The following is a 19,232-nucleotide window of genomic DNA, read 5'->3' on the forward strand; positions in this document are numbered from 1 at the left end:
CTTGAGGGCCTGGCCGGTGTGCGCACGAGAAGTGGGTGCCCGGGGCGTCGTCAGGCCAGGTGTTCCGCCATGCCGGACCCCTCCCGCACGAAGACCGGGATGCGTTCCAAGGGGGCTTCGGCGTCGAGCGTCGTGCCGCCCTTCAGTACGGCTCCGGTGGCAGGGTCGAGCCAGCCGGTCCCGGACGGCAGGTACACCCGGCGGGCCCGGGCGCCCGCCTCGTACACGGGCGCAACCAGCACATCGGGGCCCAGCAGAAACTGGTCGTCCACGTCCCAGACACCCGGGTCCTCGGGGAAGTCGAAGAACAGCGGGCGCATCGGCGGGGCGCCGGTGCGGTGGGCGTCCTCGGAGAGGCGGTGCAGGTAGGGGCGCAGGCGTTCACGCAGCAGCAGATGCTGCCGCAGGATGTCGTACGCCTCCTGCCCGTACGACCAGACCTCGTTCGGCCCGGCGGTCATGTCGGTGGAGAAGGTGGGGTGGTTCGGCTCGCGGTCCCCGTGCAGCCGCATGACCGGACCGAAGGTGCCGTACTGGAACCAGCGGATGAGCAGCTCACGGTAGGCGGGGTCGTCGGGGTCGCCGCCGGCGAAGCCACCGATGTCGGTGTTCCACCAGGGGATGCCGCTCATCGCGACGTTCAGACCGGCCCGGATCTGACGCGCCAGGGAGTCGAACGTAGTGGGGATGTCGCCGGACCACAGCAGGGCCCCGTGCCGCTGGCTGCCCGCCCAGGCCGACCGGATCAGTGACAAGGGGCGGTCCTCGCCCGTCGCGCGCAGACCGTCGGCCACCGCGCGGGCGTGCTGCAGCGGGTAGAGGTTGGCGGCTTGGGCGGCGGGCCCGGCCGCGTACACCGCGCGTTCGGCGAACTCCGGGGGCATGTCGGGCTCGCAGGCGTCCAGCCAGAGGCAACTGACGCCCAAGGAACGGTAGTTGTCGTGCAGGCGCTGCCACAGTGCCGCGCGGGCGCCGGGGTGCGTGGCGTCGTAGTACGCCATCGGGCGGGTCAGCGCGTCGCCGCCGTGGCGGGAGGGCCACGGGAAGGTGAGCAGGCCGCCGTCGGCGTCCCTGACGAGATGCCCGGCCGCGCGCAGTTCGTCGTAGGTGTCGCTGTCGGGTTCGACCGTCGGCCAGACCGAGACGGCGAGTTTCACCCCGAGCCGTCCCAGCTCTTGCGTCATGGCGGTGGGGTCGGGCCACTCGGCGGGCTCGAAACGCCAGTCGCCCATGCGCGGCCAGTGGAAGAAGTCACAGACGATGACGGACAGCGGCAGGCCGCGTTCCTTGTACTGCCGTGCCACCGACAGGAGTTCGTCCTGAGTACGGTAGCGCAGCCTCGACTGCCAGAAGCCGGACGCCCACTCCGGCAGCAGGGGCGGCCGGCCGGTGGCCTGTGTGTAGGCGTCGAGGATCTGGGCCGGGGTGTCGCCCGCGGTGATCCAGTAGTCGATGCGTCCGCCGGCGTCCGCGGTCCAGCGGGTGGCGTCCGCGCCCAGCTCGACCCGGCCGGTGGCGGGGTTGTTCCACAGCAGCCCGTAGCCCCGCGAGGAGTGCAGGAAGGGGACGGCCGCCACGGTGTTGCTCTGGACGAGATCGATCACGCAGCCCTTCTGGTCGAGGCGTCCGTGCAGATGCTGCCCGAGGCCGTGGAGCCGTTCGCCGTCGTAGGCGTCGAAGGACTGCTGGGTGCGGCCGCCGGCCGCGAGGACGCGGGAGCCGGTGTGATGGGAGCGCGGGTCGCGCTCGGCGAGGAGTACGCGACCCGAGTCGACGTGACGGAACGTCAGCCAGCCGTCCGCCGACGCCTCCACGGCCAGCCGGCCGTTGACCAGACGGGCACTGCCGTCGTCCGATGTGGACAGGGCGTCGGGGGTGGCGGGCGCCGGGGTCTCCAGCGCGCCGGGGGCGGCGGAGTCGAGGGTCCCGGCCGTGGCCCGTACGCGTACGGCGTGCGGGCCCCAGGGCTCGATGCGGAGCATCTCCGCCGCGGTGTGGCGCTCCAGGCCGCCCGCACGGATGCTGTAGGACACGGTGTCTCCCTTTGATCGTCTCGGACGCGGCCCACGCCTATGAGGTCTCCCGGCCGCGGCAGGGGCCGCGGCGCCGGGATCAGGAGGGGGCACAGACATCGCACAAACTTGTTTTGCGCTGGTGGGCGCGGTGAACGCTCAGTCGTCCGCCGGGGACGAGTGGAAGCGGAACGCGGCGAGGCGCAAGCGCCCGCGCAGGATCAAGGTCAGGTCGTGCGGGCCGGGTTCGACGCCGGACAGCTCGGCGGCTACCTCGGTCCATGCGTACCGGTCGCCGGTGACCGGGACCACGATCCGGCCCAGGCTCCGCTCGCCCGCCCGCACTTCCACGCTTGCCTCGCCCTCGGCCTCGGCCTCCTCCTCGCGGGCGACCTCGGCCGCGAAGCGGACGGCGCCGGTCAGATCGGCCGAGCGGAACAGCAGCGTCGTGGGGCGGGACGGATCGAAGGGGGCGACGGCGTCGCCCGCGGCCCGGGTGGCGTCGACCAGGACGGCGCGCGTGTGGTCGTCGAAGTCGCAGGCGCGCGTGCGGCGGCCGACGACCGTCCGGGGCACGGGTGGTGGCCCGGTCACACGGAGCCCCGCGCCGGCGACGACGTCCCCGGCGGAGCGTGCCACCAGCACGTCGTAGTCGCCGGGGTCGACGGTGAAGGTTCCGGCCTCCACGTCCCAGTGGGCGAACTGCTCGGCCGGGAGCCGGAAGTCGAGCCGCCTCGTCTCGCCGGGTTCGAGCCGGACCTTGCGGAAGTCGGCGAGGCGCAGCCGGGGCGCCTGGTAACGGGCGTGACGGGGGCGGACGTAGAGCTGAACGACCTCGCTGCCGGGCCGGGATCCGGAGTTGACCGTCGTCACCGAGACGTCCAAGGTGCCGTCCTGGGCCATGGTGTGCGCGGAGAGCCGCAGGTCACGATAGGTGACATCCGCGTACGACAGGCCGTGCCCGAACGGGTAGAGCGGCGCGGCGTGGTGGTACTGGTAGGTCCAGCCGGTCTTGATGATGTCGTAGTCGAGCAGGTCCGGCAGTTCGTCGTCGCCGCGGTACCAGGTCTGCGGCAGCCGTCCCCCGGGATCGGCCTCGCCGAGCAGTACGGCCGCCAGCGCATGGCCGGTCTCCTGGCCGCCGTGGGAGGTCCACAGCACCGCCGGCAGATGCGTGTCGGCCCAGTCGACGGCGTAGGGGTAGCTGCTCATGACGACGAGCGCGGTCTCGGGACGGACCGCGGCGACCGTCCGCAGCAACGCCTCCTGGGCCTCGGGCAGGGCGATTCCCGAACGGTCCTCGGTCTCACGGCCGTTGATCATCGGATGGTTGCCGAGGACGACGATGGCCGCGTCGGCCGACGCGGCGGCGGCCCGCGCCTCGGCCGTCCCGTCGTGCAGCAGCTCCCGCTGCCAGCGCTCGGCCGCCGCGAGGCCGTCGGCGGTGACGTGCACGCTGCCGTCCGCGGGATCGACGGCGGCGTAGCGGCCGGTGCGCACATGCCGGAGCACCAAGAAGTCGTCCTCGTCGTCCGGGGCGGGCTCCAGGTGGAACGTCTCATCGACGAACCAGTCCTTGAGCAACGTCCGTTCGGCGACGAGTGAACCGTCGTCGCCGCAGCGGAGATAGCGGCCGGTACCGGCCTCGCACAGGGTGACAACGCCGTCGCCCCACTCCTGAACGTCGAAGGCGCTCTTGCCCAGGGGATCGCCCGTGGTACGGGAGCGCAGCGCGATCCGGTCGGTGCCCGGCACGCACACCACCTCGCCGCCCAGGGGCGCGAGCGCCGCCCGCAGAGCGGTCGCGATGCCGACCTGGTACGGCAGAGTGCCGCTGTACCAGTCCTCGTACAGCGCGTCCGCGTGCGGGCCGATGACCGCGATCCGCGCGGCACGGGCCGGGGCGAGCGGCAGCAGGCCGTCGTTCTTGAGCAGTACGACGGACTCCGCCGCCGCACGGCGGGCGAGGGCGCGGTGCTCGGGGCAGTCGACCACCTCGGGCCCGATGCCCGCGTACGGGTCCAGGTCAGGGTCGAACTCGCCCAGCCGGAAGCGGAGTTGCAGCTGTCGGCGGACCGCGCGGTTTACGTCCTGTTCGTCGATCAGGCCGCGCTCCAGAGCCGCGCGCAGTCGGCCGATCACGGTCGCGCTGTCCTCGCGGAGGTCGGTGAAGTTGTCGATGCCCGCCTTCAGGGCTGCGGCGTGGCCCTCGGCGTGGTCGTCGAAGTAGTGCTCCGGTGTGACGAGGTTGGTCGGCGCGCCCTCGTCGCTGACCACGAACAGCTCGTGGCCCGTGGGCCTCGCCCAGGCCCGCAGTTCTCGCTCGAGCAGCGGACTGACGTGGCAGGGACGGCCGTTGACGAGGTTGTAGGCGGCCATGGCGCCGGTGGCCGCGCCGGAGGCGATGACCGGGCGGAAGGCGGCCAGGTCGTACTCGTGCAGTACGCGCGGGCGCAGGCCGGAGGAGGTGACGCTGCGGTCGGTCTCGTTGTTGTTGGCGAGGAAGTGCTTGAGTACGGGAGCGGTCCGCAGGTAGGCGGGGTGATCACCGGTCAGTCCTCGGCAGTACGCGGTGGCGACGCGCGAGGTGTGCAGCGGGTCCTCCGAGTAGCCCTCCTCGTTGCGGCCCCACCTCGGATCGCGCAGCAGGTTCACCACGGGCGACCAGACCTGCAGCCCGTTGGGGCCGGGCCCGGTCGGGGCGGGCCGATGCCGGTGCAACGCGCGCAGTTCGGCGGAGACGGCTTCGCCGACGGCGTGCACGAGTTCCTCGTCCCAGGTGGAGCCCAGCCCCACGGCCTGGGGGAAGACGGTCGCCCTGCCGAGGCCGGCGACACCGTGCAGCGCCTCCGTTCCGGTGCGGAACGCGGCGATGCCCAGGCGGGGGACGGCGGGCACGTACTGGTGCAGCATGGCGAGCCGCTCGTCGAGCGTGAGCCGTTCCAGCAGGTCGTCGACGCGCTCGTGCAGCGTGAGCGCGGAGTCGCGGAAGGGGGGCGTGGCTGCGGATGCGGACGCAGAAGTCACGTGAGGGATCCCTCGGCAGACGGGGGTCGAGTGGTGGTGGAGAGCATGTGTCGAAGCGCATCGACGCTGACATTCCCTCTCCGTTGCTGTCAATGGTTCGAACCGAGGGAATTTTCCCGGGAGTTGACACGTCATTCTCCCTCTTTCCTCTTGTTCCGAAGAATTGACTCGGTTAGCTTCACTGTTTAGTGAAGCGCTTCGATTTCGATATCCCGCGACTGGCTTCCCCACCTCCGTACAAGGGACACCAAAGGACACCATGGACAACGAACAGCGGGACTTCCGCTGGGGTCACAGCGCCCTGCGACTCGACTTCACCGTCGGCGACGACGACCGCGTCCGCCTTGCGCGTATGGGCCGCCCCGGCGACGTGGGCGGCGATGACGGTGCGTCCCTGCCTCTGGTGGAGGTGACGGCGACGGGCCACGGCCGGGGCTGGTCGGGCAGCCGCCTGATCGGGACCGCTCTCGGCGCCCGGCTGCGCTACCGAGGGCACCGGGCGGGCCGGGACGGCGACTGGCACACCCTGACCGTGGACCTGCGCGACCCGGAGACCGGGCTCGCCGTCGAGATGGCCTACCGGTCGCCGGACGGCGTTCCCGTGCTCCGCGGCGAGGCGACCCTGCGCAATGAAGGGCCGGACACGCTGCACCTGGAATCGGTCAGTTCGCTCGTCGTGGGCTGTCTCACCCCGCGGGACCCGGCAGCGATCGACGCGGCCGACGTGTGGTGGGCGGACAACGACTGGCTGGCCGAGTGCCGTTGGCGGTCGCAGCCGATGCGCCGGACCACGCCCGCGGTGAGCGGCCGTGTGCCGTACGGGCACGGCAAGGCCGGACACGCACTGACCGGCCAGAGCGTCTGGTCCAGTTGCGGGCACCTGCCGATGGGCGGCCTGACGGACCGTCACTCCGGCCGTGCGTGGGTGTGGCAGATCGAGCACAACGGCGGCGGCTGGCGCTGGGAGTGTCAGGAGCACGACGGGGCGGCGTACGTCGCCTTGTTCGGCCCCACCGACACCCATCACGGATGGCGGCACCGACTGGAGCCGGGCGCCGCCTTTCCCACCGTGCCCGTGGCCCTGTCGGTCGCTGCCGACGCGGGCCCGGACGACGCGTTCGCCGCGCTGACCCGCTACCGGCGCGCCCAGCGCCGTCCGCACGCCGACCACCTGCGTCTGCCCGTCGTCTTCAACGACTACATGAACTGCCTGATGGGCGACCCCACCACCGAGAAGCTGCTGCCGCTGATCGACGCGGCGGCGGACGCGGGCGCCGAGTACTTCGTCATCGACGCCGGCTGGTACGACGACAGCGACGGCTGGTGGACCAGCGTCGGCGCCTGGGAGCCGTCCGTCTCCCGTTTCCCGGGCGCGCGCGGCATCCACGAGGTCCTCGACCGCATCCGCGCACGCGGCATGACACCCGGCCTGTGGCTGGAGCCGGAAGTCGTCGGCGTGCACAGCCCCGTGGCCAAGTCCCTGCCCGACGAGGCGTTCTTCCGCCGTGACGGCGTACGTGTCACCGAGTCCGGCCGACACCACCTGGACCTGCGTCATCCAGCCGCCCGCGCCCACCTCGACCAGGTCGTGGACCGCCTGGTCGGCGCGTGGGGCGTCGGTTACCTCAAGTTGGATCACAACATCGACCCTGGTTCCGGTACCAGCGCCCACCCCGGCGAGAGCCCGGGCGACGGTCTGCTCGGCCACAACCGCGCCCACCTCGACTGGCTCGACGGCATCCTGGACCGCCACCCGCATCTGGTGGTGGAGAACTGCGCCTCGGGCGGCATGCGCTGGGATCACGCCCTGCTGTCCCGGCTGCAGCTGCAGTCCACCAGCGACCAGCAGAACCTCGTTCATTACGCGCCCATCGCGGCCTCCGCGCCCACCGCCGTCACCCCCGAACAGGGCGCCGTGTGGGCATATCCGCAGCCCGGAGACTCCCTTGACGAAGTCGCCTTCACGATGACGAGCGCACTTCTGGGCCGCATCCACCTCTCCGGCCGTCTGCCGGAGCTGGGGCCCGAAGCCCGCGGACTGGTCCATGAGGCGATCGCCGTGTACCGGGCCGTCCGCGCCGATCTGCCGCAGGCCGTGCCGTCCTGGCCGCTCGGGCTCCCCGCCTGGGACGCCCCGTGGGCCGCCCTCGCCCTGCACACGCCCGCCACCACCTACCTCACGCTCTGGCGCCGCCCGGGCGGGCAGGACACGGTGTCCGTCCGTCTGCCGCAGCAGGCGGGCGCCGCAGCCCACGCCGACGTGCTGTACCCCGCCGCACGCGGGGCGAGCGCCGCCTGGAACCCGGACAGCACCGAACTCACCGTGACCCTGCCCACCGCGCCCTCGGCGGCACTGCTCCGCATCACCCGCACGACGCCGGAGGCCTGAGCGCCGCCCCGGCTCCCTGGACGTACCCCACGTGGTGGTCACCGGTGAGTCTGTCGATGACGGGCAGCACCGGCCCGTCGGGCGGCGGACACCCTGCTGGAAGAGCGCAGTGCGCGGCGGGGCCGGCGATCGCGTCATCCGTGATCGCCGGCCCCGTCATAGCGCCTTCCCCCGCCCTGTTCCTCGGCGTCACCCCTTGATGGCGCCCGTGAGCATGCCCTTCTTGAAGTGCCGTTGGACGAACGGGGAGACGACGGCGACAGGGATCAACGCGAGGACCATGACGGCCATCTGCAGGCCCAGTGCCGAGAGCTGGCCGGTGTGGACCGCCTGCTGGAGACCCGTCGGTGCCTCCGTGTTCTTCTGGACCAGCTGGATGAGCACGTTCTGCAGCGGCATCATCTGCTGGTCGGAGAGGTAGATGGAGGCGTTGAACCAGGCGCTCCAGTAGCCGACCGCGTAGAACAGGGCGATGACGGCCAGCACCGCCCGGGACAGCGGAAGGACGATGGTCAGCAGGATGCGCAGGTCACCGGCGCCGTCGATGCGGGCGGACTCGGTGAGTTCGGGGGAGATCCCCATGAAGAAGGCCCGCAGCACCAGGATGTTGAAGACGCTGACGGCGCTCGGCAGGATCAGTGACAGGTAGGTGTCCGTGAGGCCGAGTGTCTGCACGAGCAGATACGTGGGGATCAGCCCGGCTCCGAAGAACATGGTGGCCATCATGGCCGTCAGGGAGAACCGGTGTCCCAGGCTGCCGGGCCGGGACAGGCCGTAGGCGGCGAGCACCGACACCGTCATGGAGAACAGGGTGCCGACGAGGGTGACGCCGACCGAGACCGTGATCGCCCGGCTGACCTGGCCGCCGCTGAGCAGTTCGGTGTAGTTGACGAAGGTGATGCCTCTGGGGACCACGACGAGGCCGCCGGCCTGGTCGATCACGGGTTTGGGGGAGAGGCTGGTGACGATCACGATCCACAGCGGTGCGAGCACTGCCAGGCAGCACAGCAGGAGGAAGCCGCTCTTGGCGGTGATGCCGGCCTTGCCCGGCGGCTCCTCCCACACGGGACGTGCGGGCGCCTGGAGACTGCGGATCAGCTGGGTGTTGAGGCTCATTTTTTGTACACCCCCTGCTCGCCGAGCAGGTGCGCGAACTTGTTCGCGCCCAGGACGAGCGCGACTCCGATGAGACCCTTGACCAGGCCGACCGCGGCCGCGTAGCTGAAGTCGCCGTTCTGGATGCCCATGTTCCACACGTAGGTGTCCAGGACCTCGGCGGCTCCGACCCCGACCGCGTCACGCTGGAGCAGGTACTGCTCGAATCCCACGCTGAGCGCGTCGCCGACCCGTAGCACCAGGAGCAGCGCGATCACTGGGCGCAGCGCGGGCAGTGTGACGTGCCACATGCGCCGCCAGCGTCCCGCACCGTCCATGGCGGCGGCCTCGTACAGGTCGGTGGAGACGGCGGACAGGGCTGCGAGGAAGACGATGATTCCCCAGCCGGCGTCCTTCCACACGGCCTGCGCCACGACCATGTACTTGAACAGGCTCGCGTTCGTCATCAGGTCGAAGCCGCTCCACCCGTGGTTCTGCACGGTCTGGGCGATGATGCCCGCGCCGCCGAAGACTTGCTGGAAGACGGTGACCACGAGGACCCACGAGAAGAAGTGCGGCAGATACATGATCGCTTGTGCCACGGCCCGCACCCGGGGCCGGATCACGCTGTTGATGACCAGCGCGAGCACGATGGGGACGGGGAAGAACAGCACCAGTTGGAGCAGGAACAGCACGATGGTGTTGCGTACGGAGTCCCAGAACGGCGGGTCGTGGAGCATCCGCGCGAACTGTTCCATGCCGACCCAGGGGCTGTGGAAGACGGCTGTGATGCCGTTGCCCGCGGCGTACGGGTCGTAGTCCTGGAAGGCGATGACGTTGGCGAGCAGCGGAACGTAGTTGAAGACCAGGAGAAGGACGAGGACGGGCAGCGTCATCAGGATCAGCGTGCGGTCGCGGCGCAGCCGGACCCGGAAGGGCACCCTGCCGGTCCGGCGGGCCTTGCCCGGTACGTGTCGGGTGAGGACGGCAGTGCCGGCCGCGGCCACCGGCTCCTCGACGGCCGCGGGGGGACGCGTCCCGTCCGGCCTGCTCCCCGCTGTGAGGGACATCAGCGACCGCTGCCGTTCTTCTCCAGCAGCTTCTTGTACCAGTCGCGCAGTTTGTCGCCGCCGGAGGTCTTCCACGTCGAGATGGCCTGCTGAACGTCGGACAGCTTCTTGTTGCCGCGCACGAAGTCGATCTCGAGTTGCTCGAACGGGGTGGAGATGTTGGCGTAGCGGCGCGGTTCGAGGATGTTCATGCCGTACGTGGACGTCTTCTTGAGGAAGGCGCCCTGCCGCTGCTGCCATTCGACCTGCTTGCGGGTGATGTCCGGGTAGTCGGGGTGGGCGAGGTAGGGCGCCGGGGTCGCGAGCATCCCCCAGGCGTTGTTCACCTCCTGAATTCCCCGGTCGTTCTTGACCGGGACGCCGTCCTTGATGGAGTAGTGGGTGCCTTCGACGCCGTAGTCGACGTACATCCGCTCCTTGGTGCCGTACGGGGCTGCCGCGAAGTCGGCGGCGGCCAGTGCGTTTTCGACCGTCTCCTTGGACGCGCCCTTGCGGATCACCGACCAGGTGCCGGCGGGTTGACCGGCGTACAGGGTCGGGTCGCCGCCGTCGGCGGCGAAGTAGTCCATGCCGTCGATCTCGAACTCCGGGTTGGCCTTGGCCTGTTCTGCGGTCTTGCCGTACCAGGCGGACATGTCGCCGTTGAAGACCAGGATCTGCCCAGCGGTGAACCGCTGGGTCGGGTCACCGGTGTTGGCCTTGTCGTCGGGGTGGACGACGCCCGCTGCGAACAACTTGCGGACCCACTCCAGGTGTTCGAGGTACTCGGGGTGCTCGATGCGGTACGTCAGCTTGCCATCGCTGCTCATGTTCCAGCCGAGCGTGCCGGCCGGCTGGAGACCGAAGATGGCCGCCGCAGCCCAGCGCATGTCGGCGCAGGCCCACACCTTGGCCTTGGCGCTGGTGGCCTCCTTGGCCCAACTGAGGAACTCCTCGGCCGACTTGGGGACGGTGTAGCCCTTCTTGTCGAAGATGTCCTTGCGGTAGTACGGAACGATGCCGGGCACGGGGGCGCCGGATATCGGGATGCCGCGCAGTGCGCCGCCGAAGATGCTCATGCGCCAGGCGTCGGACGGGATCGCGGCGAGGTTGGGGTACTTCTTGACCTTGTCGCCCGCCAGGTGGGGGCCGAGGTCCATGAACTTCGCGATGACGGCGTTGGGGATCTTGCCGGTCAGCTCCCAGCCGGGCACGACCACCATGTCCGGTATGGAGCTGGAGGCGAGGACGGCGCCGAGCTTCTGGCCGTAGGTGTTGCCGTCCTGGTTCTGCCAGGTGATCTTGGTGCCCGCCGCCTTGTCGAGTTCCGTGTAGTAGGCGCAGTCCGGCTTCGGCGGGGTCCCCCAGAGCGGAGCCATGATCTTGAAGGGGGCGCCGGTTCCGAGCTTGTCCGGGACCGAGACGGCGAGGTCGGCGAGGTCGATCTTGCCGGTGTACCCGGCCGCCGAGCCGTTCTTCGACGGCAGGTCCGGCCGCGCGGTCGTGCTGGCGACGTACGTCGGGAGCAGCTTGGCTGCGTCCTTGCCTGATGTGGTGCCCTCGCCTGAATCGCTGCTCGAACCGCTACAGGCGGTCAGGAGCGGCATCCCGCCGGCCACCGCGGCGGTGGCGACGGCCGTGGAGGTGAGGAAATTCCTGCGGCTCAATCCGGCTGGGGAGACGGTGTTCGGTGTCATTGCTTCAACCCTTCGTTGTGCACCTGGACACCCGGCGGTGGGCCGTCGGCTGCGGTGTCGGGAGAACTGGCTGAGCTGAGAGCGGCGCGTCGGCACAGCTGCGCGAGGACGCTGTCGAAGCGCTTCGATTTGGCCGTGAGATTAAGTGACACCCTCCGGGATGCACAAGAGATTTCGCCTTAGTTTCTTCGAAAATGCAGAAACGGGAATGTGTACGGGCTGGGCTTCTATTTGGCGGCATCAAAAGCGGCGCCTCGTCGGATTGGGCCGTTATCGAGGCGCTTCGACAAAGCATGGAATTGTGGCATGAGTGTGCCTGCGCGGAAGGTGGCGCGAGAGTCGGAGTGCGCGTGATGGCGCACCCGACGACTTCACTCAGCCTGAAGCGACCCTGGCGGCGCCTGCTCCGGGTCCGGCCGCTGCTGTCCGTGGGCGTCGCGCCGGTGTCGGGGCGTGGCCCAGGACGTAGCTCTGGATGACGGTGGCCGCCGCGCCACGGGCCCAGTGGGCGAAGTTGTTGTGGCGGACGTCCACGTCGACAGGGGCGGCATCCGGGACGCGGCCGGCTCGGATGCCCTCGTCCATGGCGGGACGGGCGGCTTCCGCCAGACGCACGGCTTCGCCGGTGACCACGATCTTCTGTACCAGCGTGAAGTTGGCGACCGCGGCCAGCAGGCAGCCGAGGGCGCGACCGGAGGCGGTGACCACGGCCGTGGCGACGGGTTCGCCGCCGGCTGCGAGGTCGAGGCACTCGTCGTAGGTCACCGGACGGCGCAGTCCTACGGAGACGGCGGAGCGGATGGAGGCGACGGAGAGCATCGCCGTGGCGCAGCCTCGGTGCCCCCGCGGGCAGAGCGGGCCCATCGGGTCGAGGGGATGGTGCCCGAGCAGCCCGGCACCGACGTCAGGGATGTCGACGACGGTGTCGTGCATGACCAGGCCGTAGCCGACACCCTCGCCAATAGCGACGACCGCGAAACGGTCATGACCGCGTGCCGCGCCGAACCAGTGCTCGGCCCGGGTGAGCGCCAGAAGGTCGTTGTCGACGGTGACGGAACCGTCGAACGCGTCCTGGAGGAGGCTGCCGAGGGGAACGGCCGTGGTCCATCGCAGAAACGGCGCGTCGGTCACCGTCGTATGGTCGACGACCCGCCCTCCGAGACTCACCCCCAGTCCACTCACCTGCGTATGCCTGGGGGTGAGCTCCTGCGTCAGCTCGTTGACGGTCGCCACGACGGAGGCGGGGTCCCGGCCGGTCAGAGGTCTGCGGCTGGAGGCCACCACCTCGGCGCGCATCGTGGTGAGGACGGCGTGGACGTCGTCGCCGGTCACCTTGGCGCCGATGAAGTGGTGGGCGGTGGGGTTGACGTCGAGCGGCCGAGTCCGGCGCAGGGTCCCGGACTCGGGGCCACCGTTGGTGTCCACCTCCACGAGTAGACCGCTGTCGACCAGCGGCTTGGCCAACCGGGTGAGGCTGCCGGCCGACATCTCGAGGCGACGGGCGATCTCGCTGCGGGGCAGGGGGCCGCTCAGCAGCACTTCCAGGGCGACCGCGCGGGTCGACGGAGCGGTGGTGGCGTCCACGGGTGGCCCTCCCCAGGGTCGGCATGCGCGGCAGGTGCTCGGCTAGCAGGGGTCAGCATTCCACGCAACCGCGATTACTTCCATGGCGGAAGCATGATTGCCTGAATTTTGCGAGCAGGCCCTAGAAGGTGGGGTGACTTCGAGGAGCTTCCACCTCGACTCTTTCGTTGTGAAAGTGTCGGTGGCTCAAGATGCCCCTCCTGTTCGGTCGACGCCATGTCAACGTTCGGTGCGACGGGCCTCCTACTCGGTGGTGAGGCCACTCGCCGAACCGATTCCGCGCCGCGACCTGCGGCCTCGTGCCGGGATCCAGGCGCGCCCGCCGCGCCCCGTTCCCACGGCCCCGACCGCCGCCACCGCGAGGAGCACCAACGCCACGGCCGGACCCGCCACGGTCCACGGCGCCAGTTCCACGTAGGGCTGGTTCTCCGAGAGCAGGCGGCCCCATTCCGGGGTCGGCGGCTGCTCGCCGAGGCCGAGGAAGCCGACGGAGGCCAGGACCAGGATGGTGGTGGGCAGGCGGAGGAGGTCGCTGAGGGCGAGGGCGGGCAGGACGGCGGGGAGGTAGTGCCAGGTGAGGAGGTGGGGGGGCCGGCGCCCAGGGAGCGGGAGGCCAGGAAGTGGCCGGAGGCGCGTTCCTGCTCGATCAGGGCAGCGGTCTGGGCGGCGTACGGGGTCCAGCCGACCAGGCAGACGGCGAGCGCGGAGCCCCACGCGGCTGCTGAAGTGCGGTGCTGTAGATAGGCCGAGAATGTCGTAACTGCACGGATAATTAGCTTGGTTGAGTGTGGTCGGTGTCGAGTGCGTGATCTTGGTTTTCGGGGCGTTTGCTGGCGGAGGGGTGTCGGTCAGGTGTGGCCGTTGAGGCTCCATCCTCCGGGCGCGGGGGCGAGTTCAGTGGTGATCGTTTCGCCGAGTCGGAAGGGCAGGCAGGAGCGGGTTTCGAGGGTCGCGTGTCAACGGCCATCTTGTGCGGTTCTGATCCACTTCTTGTGGGGCGGTGATGCGGCGTCACAGCAGGCTGGCAGGATGGCTGTTCGTGTGATTGCAGCGCGTTCTCGACGTTCTCCACGGCGTTCTCCCACCTGTCCTCCGTCGTGGTGGACGAGGTCAGAGCGGAGGACGGCGGGATAGCCCTCACGGTACGGACGGTGACGAGCGAGGCGGCGTGTCCAGACTGCGGCGGGGTGTCCGGCCGTGTCCATGGCGGTTACCGGCGGCGTCTTGCAGACCTCGCGGCGGCCGGGCAACGGGTCGTGATCGACCTGCTGGTACGACGCTTCCTTTGCCCGGAGGCCGCGTGCGGTCGCCGCACGTTCGTCGAGCAAGTCGACGGGCTCACCGAGCGATTCGCGCGGCGCACACCGCTGCTGCGTCGCTCGCTGGAGAAGATCGCTCTGGCGCTCGCCGGACGCCCCGGTGCCCGGCTGGCCGCACACCTGTCCATCCCGACGAGTGCGAATTCCCTGCTCAGGCTCGTACGCAAGCTCCCGGACAAGCGTGTCGGCGTCGCACCTCGGGTGCTGGGTGTCGATGATTTCGCCCTGAAGAAGGGGCACGTCTACGGGACCATCATCTTGGACATGGAGACCGGGGAACGCGTCGACGTGCTGCCCGACCGCACCGCGGACACCCTCACCGCGTGGCTTCGCGCACACCCAGGAGCGGAGATCGTCTGCCGGGACCGGGCCAGTGCCTACGCCGAGGCCGTACGCACCGCCTGCCCCGGCGCGATCCAGGTCGCGGACCGCTTCCATTTGTGGAAGAACCTGTGCGAGGCCGTCGAGAAGTGCGTTGCCACGCACCGTAGTTGCCTGACCGAACCTACCGAGGACACGGCTTCTGACGCCACCGACGGGCCGACGGCCGCGACCAAGGAGGAGGTGTCGGTGCGTCCGGAGGGGATGCGCGTGATCCGGCGCCGCGAGCGTCACGCCGCCGTACATGCCCTCTACGGCAAGGGCGTCCCGATCCAAGCGATCTCCGACGCCCTCGGGCTGGACCGCAAAACCGTGCGCCGGTACGCGCACACAGCCACGCCCGAGGACGCGTCGCTGGCCACCGGGTCGCGCCGCCAGGGCGAAATCCACGCCTACTCGCCCTACCTCCACCGGCGTTGGAACGAGGGCTGCACGGACTCGGCACGGCTTCACGCCGAGATCGTCGAACTCGGCTTCACCGGCAGCAAGCGGACCGTGCGCCGGCATCTCCAGGAGATCCGGGCGAGCGGCAAGCCCGCGCCCGACAAGCCCAAGGCGCTGACGGTCCGCACGGCTACCTGGCTGATCACCTCGCACCCGGACCACCTGGACGAGAGCAGCACGCTCAAGCTCAAGAAGCTCCTGTCACGCAGTCCCGAACTGGACACCGTCGCCGCGTGCGTCCGCTCCTTCGCCGCGATGATGGCCAAACGCCGCGGTAGTGACCTGGAGAAATGGCTTGCCATCGCCGAGGCCACCGGGATGAAGCCGCTGCAGAGCCTGGCCCGTGGCCTGCGACAGGACTTCAATGCCGTCACCGCCGGCCTCACCCTGGAATGGAGCTCGGGCAAGGTCGAGGGCAACGTCAACAGGGCGAAGCGGATCAAGAGGGACGGGTATGGTCGCGCCGGGTTCGACCTCCTCCGCCTGCAGATACTCCTCGCCGACTGAAGAACGTCACCCTCCGTAACCGCCCCACAAGAAGTGGATCAGAACCCGTCTCGATGGCCGCCAGCGGGGCGAACTCCTGGCCGCCTACGGGGAGAACGAAATGGCCGTTGACACCCCGCGGGTGCGGGGAGCAGTCGCTGGTGTTCTCCCCGCGCGCGAGGACCCCGGGACCATCCCCGCGGGTGCGGGGAGCAGACAGCCACCCCGAGTCGTGCCGCGAATGCTTCGGGACCATCCCCGCGGGTGCGGGGAGCAGTCGTCTCGACGTTCCAAGCCAAGAGGTTGCCCGGGACCATCCCCGCGGGTGCGGGGAGCAGGATGTCCCCGACCGGACGGTTCCCCCAGTACGGGGACCATCCCCGCGGGTGCGGGGAGCAGGGGGAGGATGGCGACCCGGGCTCGCCCGGACCGGGACCATCCCCGCGGGTGCGGGGAGCAGGCCGTCCGCCCGAACATCGGCAGCAACTCAAAGGGACCATCCCCGCGGGTGCGGGGAGCAGCAGAGCAGCGTCGTCAGATTGGACCGCTGCCAGGGACCATCCCCGCGGGTGCGGGGAGCAGGGCCTTGTGTTCGTCACGAAGTCCGTGCGGCTGGGACCATCCCCGCAGGTGCGGGGAGCAGCTACGCGGGCGTCCCCGTCGGCACCATCTGGAGGGACCATCCCCGCGGGTGCGGGGAGCACAACTTCCCGGCCGTGGCGCCGAAGTCGGTGGTGGGACAATCCCTGCGGACGCAGGAAGCATGCTGCACGATCTGCATCTCTACCGTGCCGGAAGCCAGCTCTCCATCACTTTCACCGGTTCAAGCACTCGTACCCACTCACGAGGGACCCTGTCCTGACGGAGTAACCGTAGGCGCGGTCTGTGGTCTGAACTCGTACGGTCGTTTCTGAGCGCCTTGACAGGACGGCGCCCCATAGCAGCCCCGCGGCCGATCGCACGTTCCGCGGGGCCACTGCTCCTGGGCACGAATCGGATCATCCCCGCGGGTGCGGGGAGAGCAGGCGCCGTTCTTGCCCTTGGTGAAGATCTGCCCGGGACCATCCCTGCGGGTGCGGGGAGCAGTCGACGGGACGTGGGAGCAGCTCGGCGATGACGGGACCATCCCCGCGGGTGCGGGGAGCAGCGTCTCCGCGTGCTCGTGGTCCTTGTCGTCGAGGGACCATCCCCGCGGGTGCGGGGAGCAGACGTGGTCCTTGGCCGGGTCCATGACCATCTCGGGACCATCCCCGCGGGTGCGGGGAGCAGTCCTCTGACGACCGGCACGGTCACGGACAAGACGGGACCATCCCCGCGGGCGCGGGGAGCACAACTTCCCGGCCGTGGCGTCGAAGTTGGTGGTGGGACAATCCCCGCGGACGCAGGAAGCATGCTGCACGATCTGCATCTCTACCGTGCCGGAAGCCAGCTTTCCATCACTTTCACCGGTTCGAGCATTCGTATGTCAACGGCCATTTCGTTCGGCTCTGATCAACATTTCGGGATCGCCCAGCGTGACCGATCATCAGGTCGATCTTCGAACGGTCGTGCTATGCGATGAGACGTTGAAACTGCTACTCCCGCAGCTGTCCGCGCTGGTGGTCGAGGAGGTCAGCGATGCGGAGGCGGGGCTAAAGATCACTGCTCGTACGGCCTCCGACCAGGCATGTTGCCCGGAGTGCGGTACCGGCTCGGCCCGGGTGCATGACCGGTACCGACGGCGGATCGCCGACCTGGCCGTTGGCGGTCGTGCCGCGACGATCACGCTGTCGGTACGCCGGTTCCGTTGCGAGACGTCCGGCTGTCCGCGCCGAACCTTCGCTGAGCAGGTCGAAGGCCTGACGTTCCGCTATGGCCGCCGCAGCCTGCTCCAGCGCGGGCTGCTGGAATCGGTCGCGCTCGCACTCGCCGGCCGGGCCGGCAGCCGACTCGCCGAGCGTTTGCGCTGTCGGGCCGGCGCGAACACCCTGCTCAACCTCATACGCGCCCTTCCCGATCCGCCGCTCCGGCGAGCGCCGCGGATGCTCGGCATCGACGACTTCGCCCTCAAGCGCGGCCACGTCTACGCCACCGTTCTCATCGACATCGAGGCTGGCCGCCCCATCGACGTGCTGCCCGACCGGACCGCCGAGACCCTGGCCGACTGGCTGCGACAGCACCCCGGGGCGGAGATCGTGTGCCGCGACCGGGCCAGCGCCTACGCCGAGGCCGTACGCACCGCCGCACCAGACGCGATCCAGGTGGCAGACAGGTTCCACCTCTGGAAGAACCTCGCCGAGACGGTCGAGAAGTGCGTGATCGCTCACCGCGCCTGCCTGAAAGAACCGGAAGATCAGGCCCAGGAGCCCGCCGCCGAACTGCTCCCGGACGGCAAGCGGGCCAGTACGACCCGCGAACGCTTCGCCGCTGTCCAGGAATTGCACGGCAAGGGCGTGGCCATCAGCCGGATCGCCGAGCTGCTCGGCCTGGACCGCAAGACGGTCCGCAAGTACGCCCACGCCCCGCGGTGGAGGACCTCCTGGTCACGCCCCGGCAGAGCCGCCGCGCACTCGCCCCGTGGATCGGCTACCTGAACCAGCGGTGGAACGAGGGCTGGCGTTGTTCACGAGTTTGGGCAGCGTTTGTTCACCACTTCGGACGGCACCGTGCCTTGGCACTGTTCGATTGGCCGCCGGGGCCTTGGAACTACTCCTTCAGGGACGGAAGGTGCGGCGGTAGGTGTCGGGTGGGACGCCGACGCTGCGGTGGAAGTGGCGGCGCAGGGTGGTGGCGGTGCCCATGCCGGTGGCCGCGGCGATGGTGTCCACGGTGGCGTCGGTGGTCTCCAGCAGTTCCTGGGCGTGGCGAATGCGCTGGGTGTGGAGCCATTGCAGTGGCGTGGTGCCGGTGAGGTGCTTGAAGTGGCGGCCGAGGTGGCGTGAGCTCATGCGGGCCTGTCGGGCCAGGTCCTCCACGGTCAGCGGCTGGTCCAGCCGCTCCAGCGCCCAGGGGAAGAGCTCGCCCAGGGGGTGGTTGCCCGGGGCGGGGAGGGGGGTGGCGATGAACTGAGCCTGGCCGCCATCCCGGTGGGGTGGGATGACCAGGCGTCGGGCGACCTTGTTGGCGTTGGCCGAGCCGTGGTCGAGGCGGACCAGGTGCAGGCACAGGTCCATGGCGGCGGCCTTGCCCGCGGAGGTGAGGACGTCGCCGTTGTCGACGTAGAGGACGTCCGGATCGACAGTGGCCGCCGGGTGGCGCCGGGCCAGTTCCCGCGTGTGAGCCCAGTGCGTGGTGGCACGCCTGCCGTCGAGCAGTCCTGCCGCGCCCAGGACGAAGGCCCCCGTGCACAGTGAGACCACACGGGCACCGGCCGCGTGGGCCGCACGCACCGCCTCGACCAGCTCAGCGGGCGGGTCGAGGTCGGTGTCGGCCCAGCCGGGGACGATCACTGTGTCCGCCTGGGCGAGGCGGTCGAGTCCGTGGTCAGGTTCCAGGCGGAAACGGTCGACGTGCACCGGACCGCTCCCGCAGAGGGAGAAGTCGTACCAGGGGTCCACGATATGGGTCAGGTCGGATCCGAAGACCTCGACAGCCACGGACAGTTCATAGTGGAGCATGCCGTCGGTGACGGCCAGCGCAACGGTGGGCATGTCCGAAACTGTACGCGGCATGTCGTTTCCGACGCTCGCGCGGGGCGCTGCCGGAGGGACAGGATGGGGATGTCAGGCCGCGGCGGATCGACCTCGCAGCGGGCGTTCGAGTACACGGGA

The 19,232-nt window shown here is 69.9% G+C and carries 11 protein-coding genes and 2 CRISPR repeat arrays; of the genes, 3 read left to right on the forward strand and 8 right to left on the reverse strand.

What is annotated here, in order from left to right; translation table 11 throughout:
- Positions 1-50 precede the first annotated feature (50 nt).
- Positions 51-2,033 (reverse strand): TIM-barrel domain-containing protein, encoded by a 1,983-nt coding sequence (locus ACFV7R_RS39920; RefSeq protein ID WP_385273435.1) that lies wholly within the window; start codon positions 2,031-2,033, stop codon positions 51-53.
- Between the two features lie 138 nt (positions 2,034-2,171).
- Entirely contained in the window at positions 2,172-5,039 is a 2,868-nt protein-coding gene (locus ACFV7R_RS39925; protein WP_385273438.1) for a glycoside hydrolase family 3 C-terminal domain-containing protein, read from the reverse strand.
- Between the two features lie 259 nt (positions 5,040-5,298).
- On the opposite strand from ACFV7R_RS39925, the gene ACFV7R_RS39930 reads away from it, so the two are divergent.
- Positions 5,299-7,428: an alpha-galactosidase gene (locus ACFV7R_RS39930; RefSeq protein WP_385273441.1), complete on the forward strand. Its 2,130-nt coding sequence runs from the start codon at positions 5,299-5,301 to the stop codon at positions 7,426-7,428.
- A gap of 189 nt (positions 7,429-7,617) precedes the next feature.
- On the opposite strand, the gene ACFV7R_RS39935 is transcribed toward ACFV7R_RS39930, so the two are convergent.
- The 5 genes from ACFV7R_RS39935 to ACFV7R_RS39955 all read right to left on the reverse strand — a co-directional run bounded on the left by ACFV7R_RS39935 (position 7,618) and on the right by ACFV7R_RS39955 (position 13,567).
- Positions 7,618-8,544, reverse strand: coding sequence for a carbohydrate ABC transporter permease (locus tag ACFV7R_RS39935; RefSeq protein WP_358480891.1), 927 nt, complete (start codon positions 8,542-8,544; stop codon positions 7,618-7,620).
- The gene (locus ACFV7R_RS39940) at positions 8,541-9,593 is read right to left on the reverse strand and encodes an ABC transporter permease (RefSeq protein WP_385273444.1); all 1,053 of its coding nucleotides are present in this window, start codon (positions 9,591-9,593) and stop codon (positions 8,541-8,543) included. Before ACFV7R_RS39940 ends, ACFV7R_RS39935 begins: the two co-directional genes overlap by 4 nt.
- Entirely contained in the window at positions 9,593-11,269 is a 1,677-nt protein-coding gene (locus tag ACFV7R_RS39945; RefSeq protein ID WP_385273447.1) for an extracellular solute-binding protein, read from the reverse strand. The genes ACFV7R_RS39940 and ACFV7R_RS39945 overlap by 1 nt, the downstream gene beginning before the upstream one ends.
- Positions 11,270-11,644: 375 nt before the next feature.
- Positions 11,645-12,853: an ROK family protein gene (locus tag ACFV7R_RS39950; protein ID WP_385273450.1), complete on the reverse strand. Its 1,209-nt coding sequence runs from the start codon at positions 12,851-12,853 to the stop codon at positions 11,645-11,647.
- A 243-nt stretch (positions 12,854-13,096) separates the two neighbouring features.
- A complete protein-coding gene (locus tag ACFV7R_RS39955; protein ID WP_385273453.1) occupies positions 13,097-13,567 on the reverse strand; it encodes a hypothetical protein in 471 nt (156 codons plus the stop codon).
- Positions 13,568-13,953: 386 nt separating this feature from the next.
- Here ACFV7R_RS39955 and ACFV7R_RS39960 point away from each other — a divergent pair, with 386 nt between their 5' ends.
- Positions 13,954-15,504 (forward strand): ISL3 family transposase, encoded by a 1,551-nt coding sequence (locus ACFV7R_RS39960; RefSeq protein ID WP_385273456.1) that lies wholly within the window; start codon positions 13,954-13,956, stop codon positions 15,502-15,504.
- Positions 15,505-15,609: 105 nt separating this feature from the next.
- A CRISPR array of direct repeats spans positions 15,610-16,248; the repeat unit is 29 nt; unit sequence GGGACCATCCCCGCGGGTGCGGGGAGCAG.
- A gap of 229 nt (positions 16,249-16,477) precedes the next feature.
- Positions 16,478-16,874: a CRISPR direct-repeat array (repeat unit 29 nt; unit sequence GGGACCATCCCCGCGGGTGCGGGGAGCAG).
- Between the two features lie 174 nt (positions 16,875-17,048).
- On the forward strand, positions 17,049-18,056 hold the full coding sequence (locus ACFV7R_RS39965) for an ISL3 family transposase (protein ID WP_385273459.1): 1,008 nt from the start codon (positions 17,049-17,051) through the stop codon (positions 18,054-18,056).
- A 120-nt stretch (positions 18,057-18,176) separates the two neighbouring features.
- On the opposite strand, the gene ACFV7R_RS39970 is transcribed toward ACFV7R_RS39965, so the two are convergent.
- Positions 18,177-19,112 (reverse strand): helix-turn-helix domain-containing protein, encoded by a 936-nt coding sequence (locus tag ACFV7R_RS39970; RefSeq protein WP_385273462.1) that lies wholly within the window; start codon positions 19,110-19,112, stop codon positions 18,177-18,179.
- Positions 19,113-19,232 lie beyond the last annotated feature (120 nt).

The organism is Streptomyces sp. NPDC059866, from assembly GCF_042731325.1.
Taxonomy (GTDB): Bacteria; Actinomycetota; Actinomycetes; order Streptomycetales; family Streptomycetaceae; genus Streptomyces; species Streptomyces flavusporus.

Coding starts and splice junctions, on each gene's coding strand:
- ACFV7R_RS39930 (WP_385273441.1), top strand. CDS start 5,299: ATGGACAACGAACAGCGGGACTTCCGCTGGGGTCACAGCGCCCTGCGA.
- ACFV7R_RS39970 (WP_385273462.1), bottom strand. CDS start 19,112: ATGCCCACCGTTGCGCTGGCCGTCACCGACGGCATGCTCCACTATGAA.
- ACFV7R_RS39940 (WP_385273444.1), bottom strand. CDS start 9,593: ATGTCCCTCACAGCGGGGAGCAGGCCGGACGGGACGCGTCCCCCCGCG.
- ACFV7R_RS39945 (WP_385273447.1), bottom strand. CDS start 11,269: ATGACACCGAACACCGTCTCCCCAGCCGGATTGAGCCGCAGGAATTTC.
- ACFV7R_RS39935 (WP_358480891.1), bottom strand. CDS start 8,544: ATGAGCCTCAACACCCAGCTGATCCGCAGTCTCCAGGCGCCCGCACGT.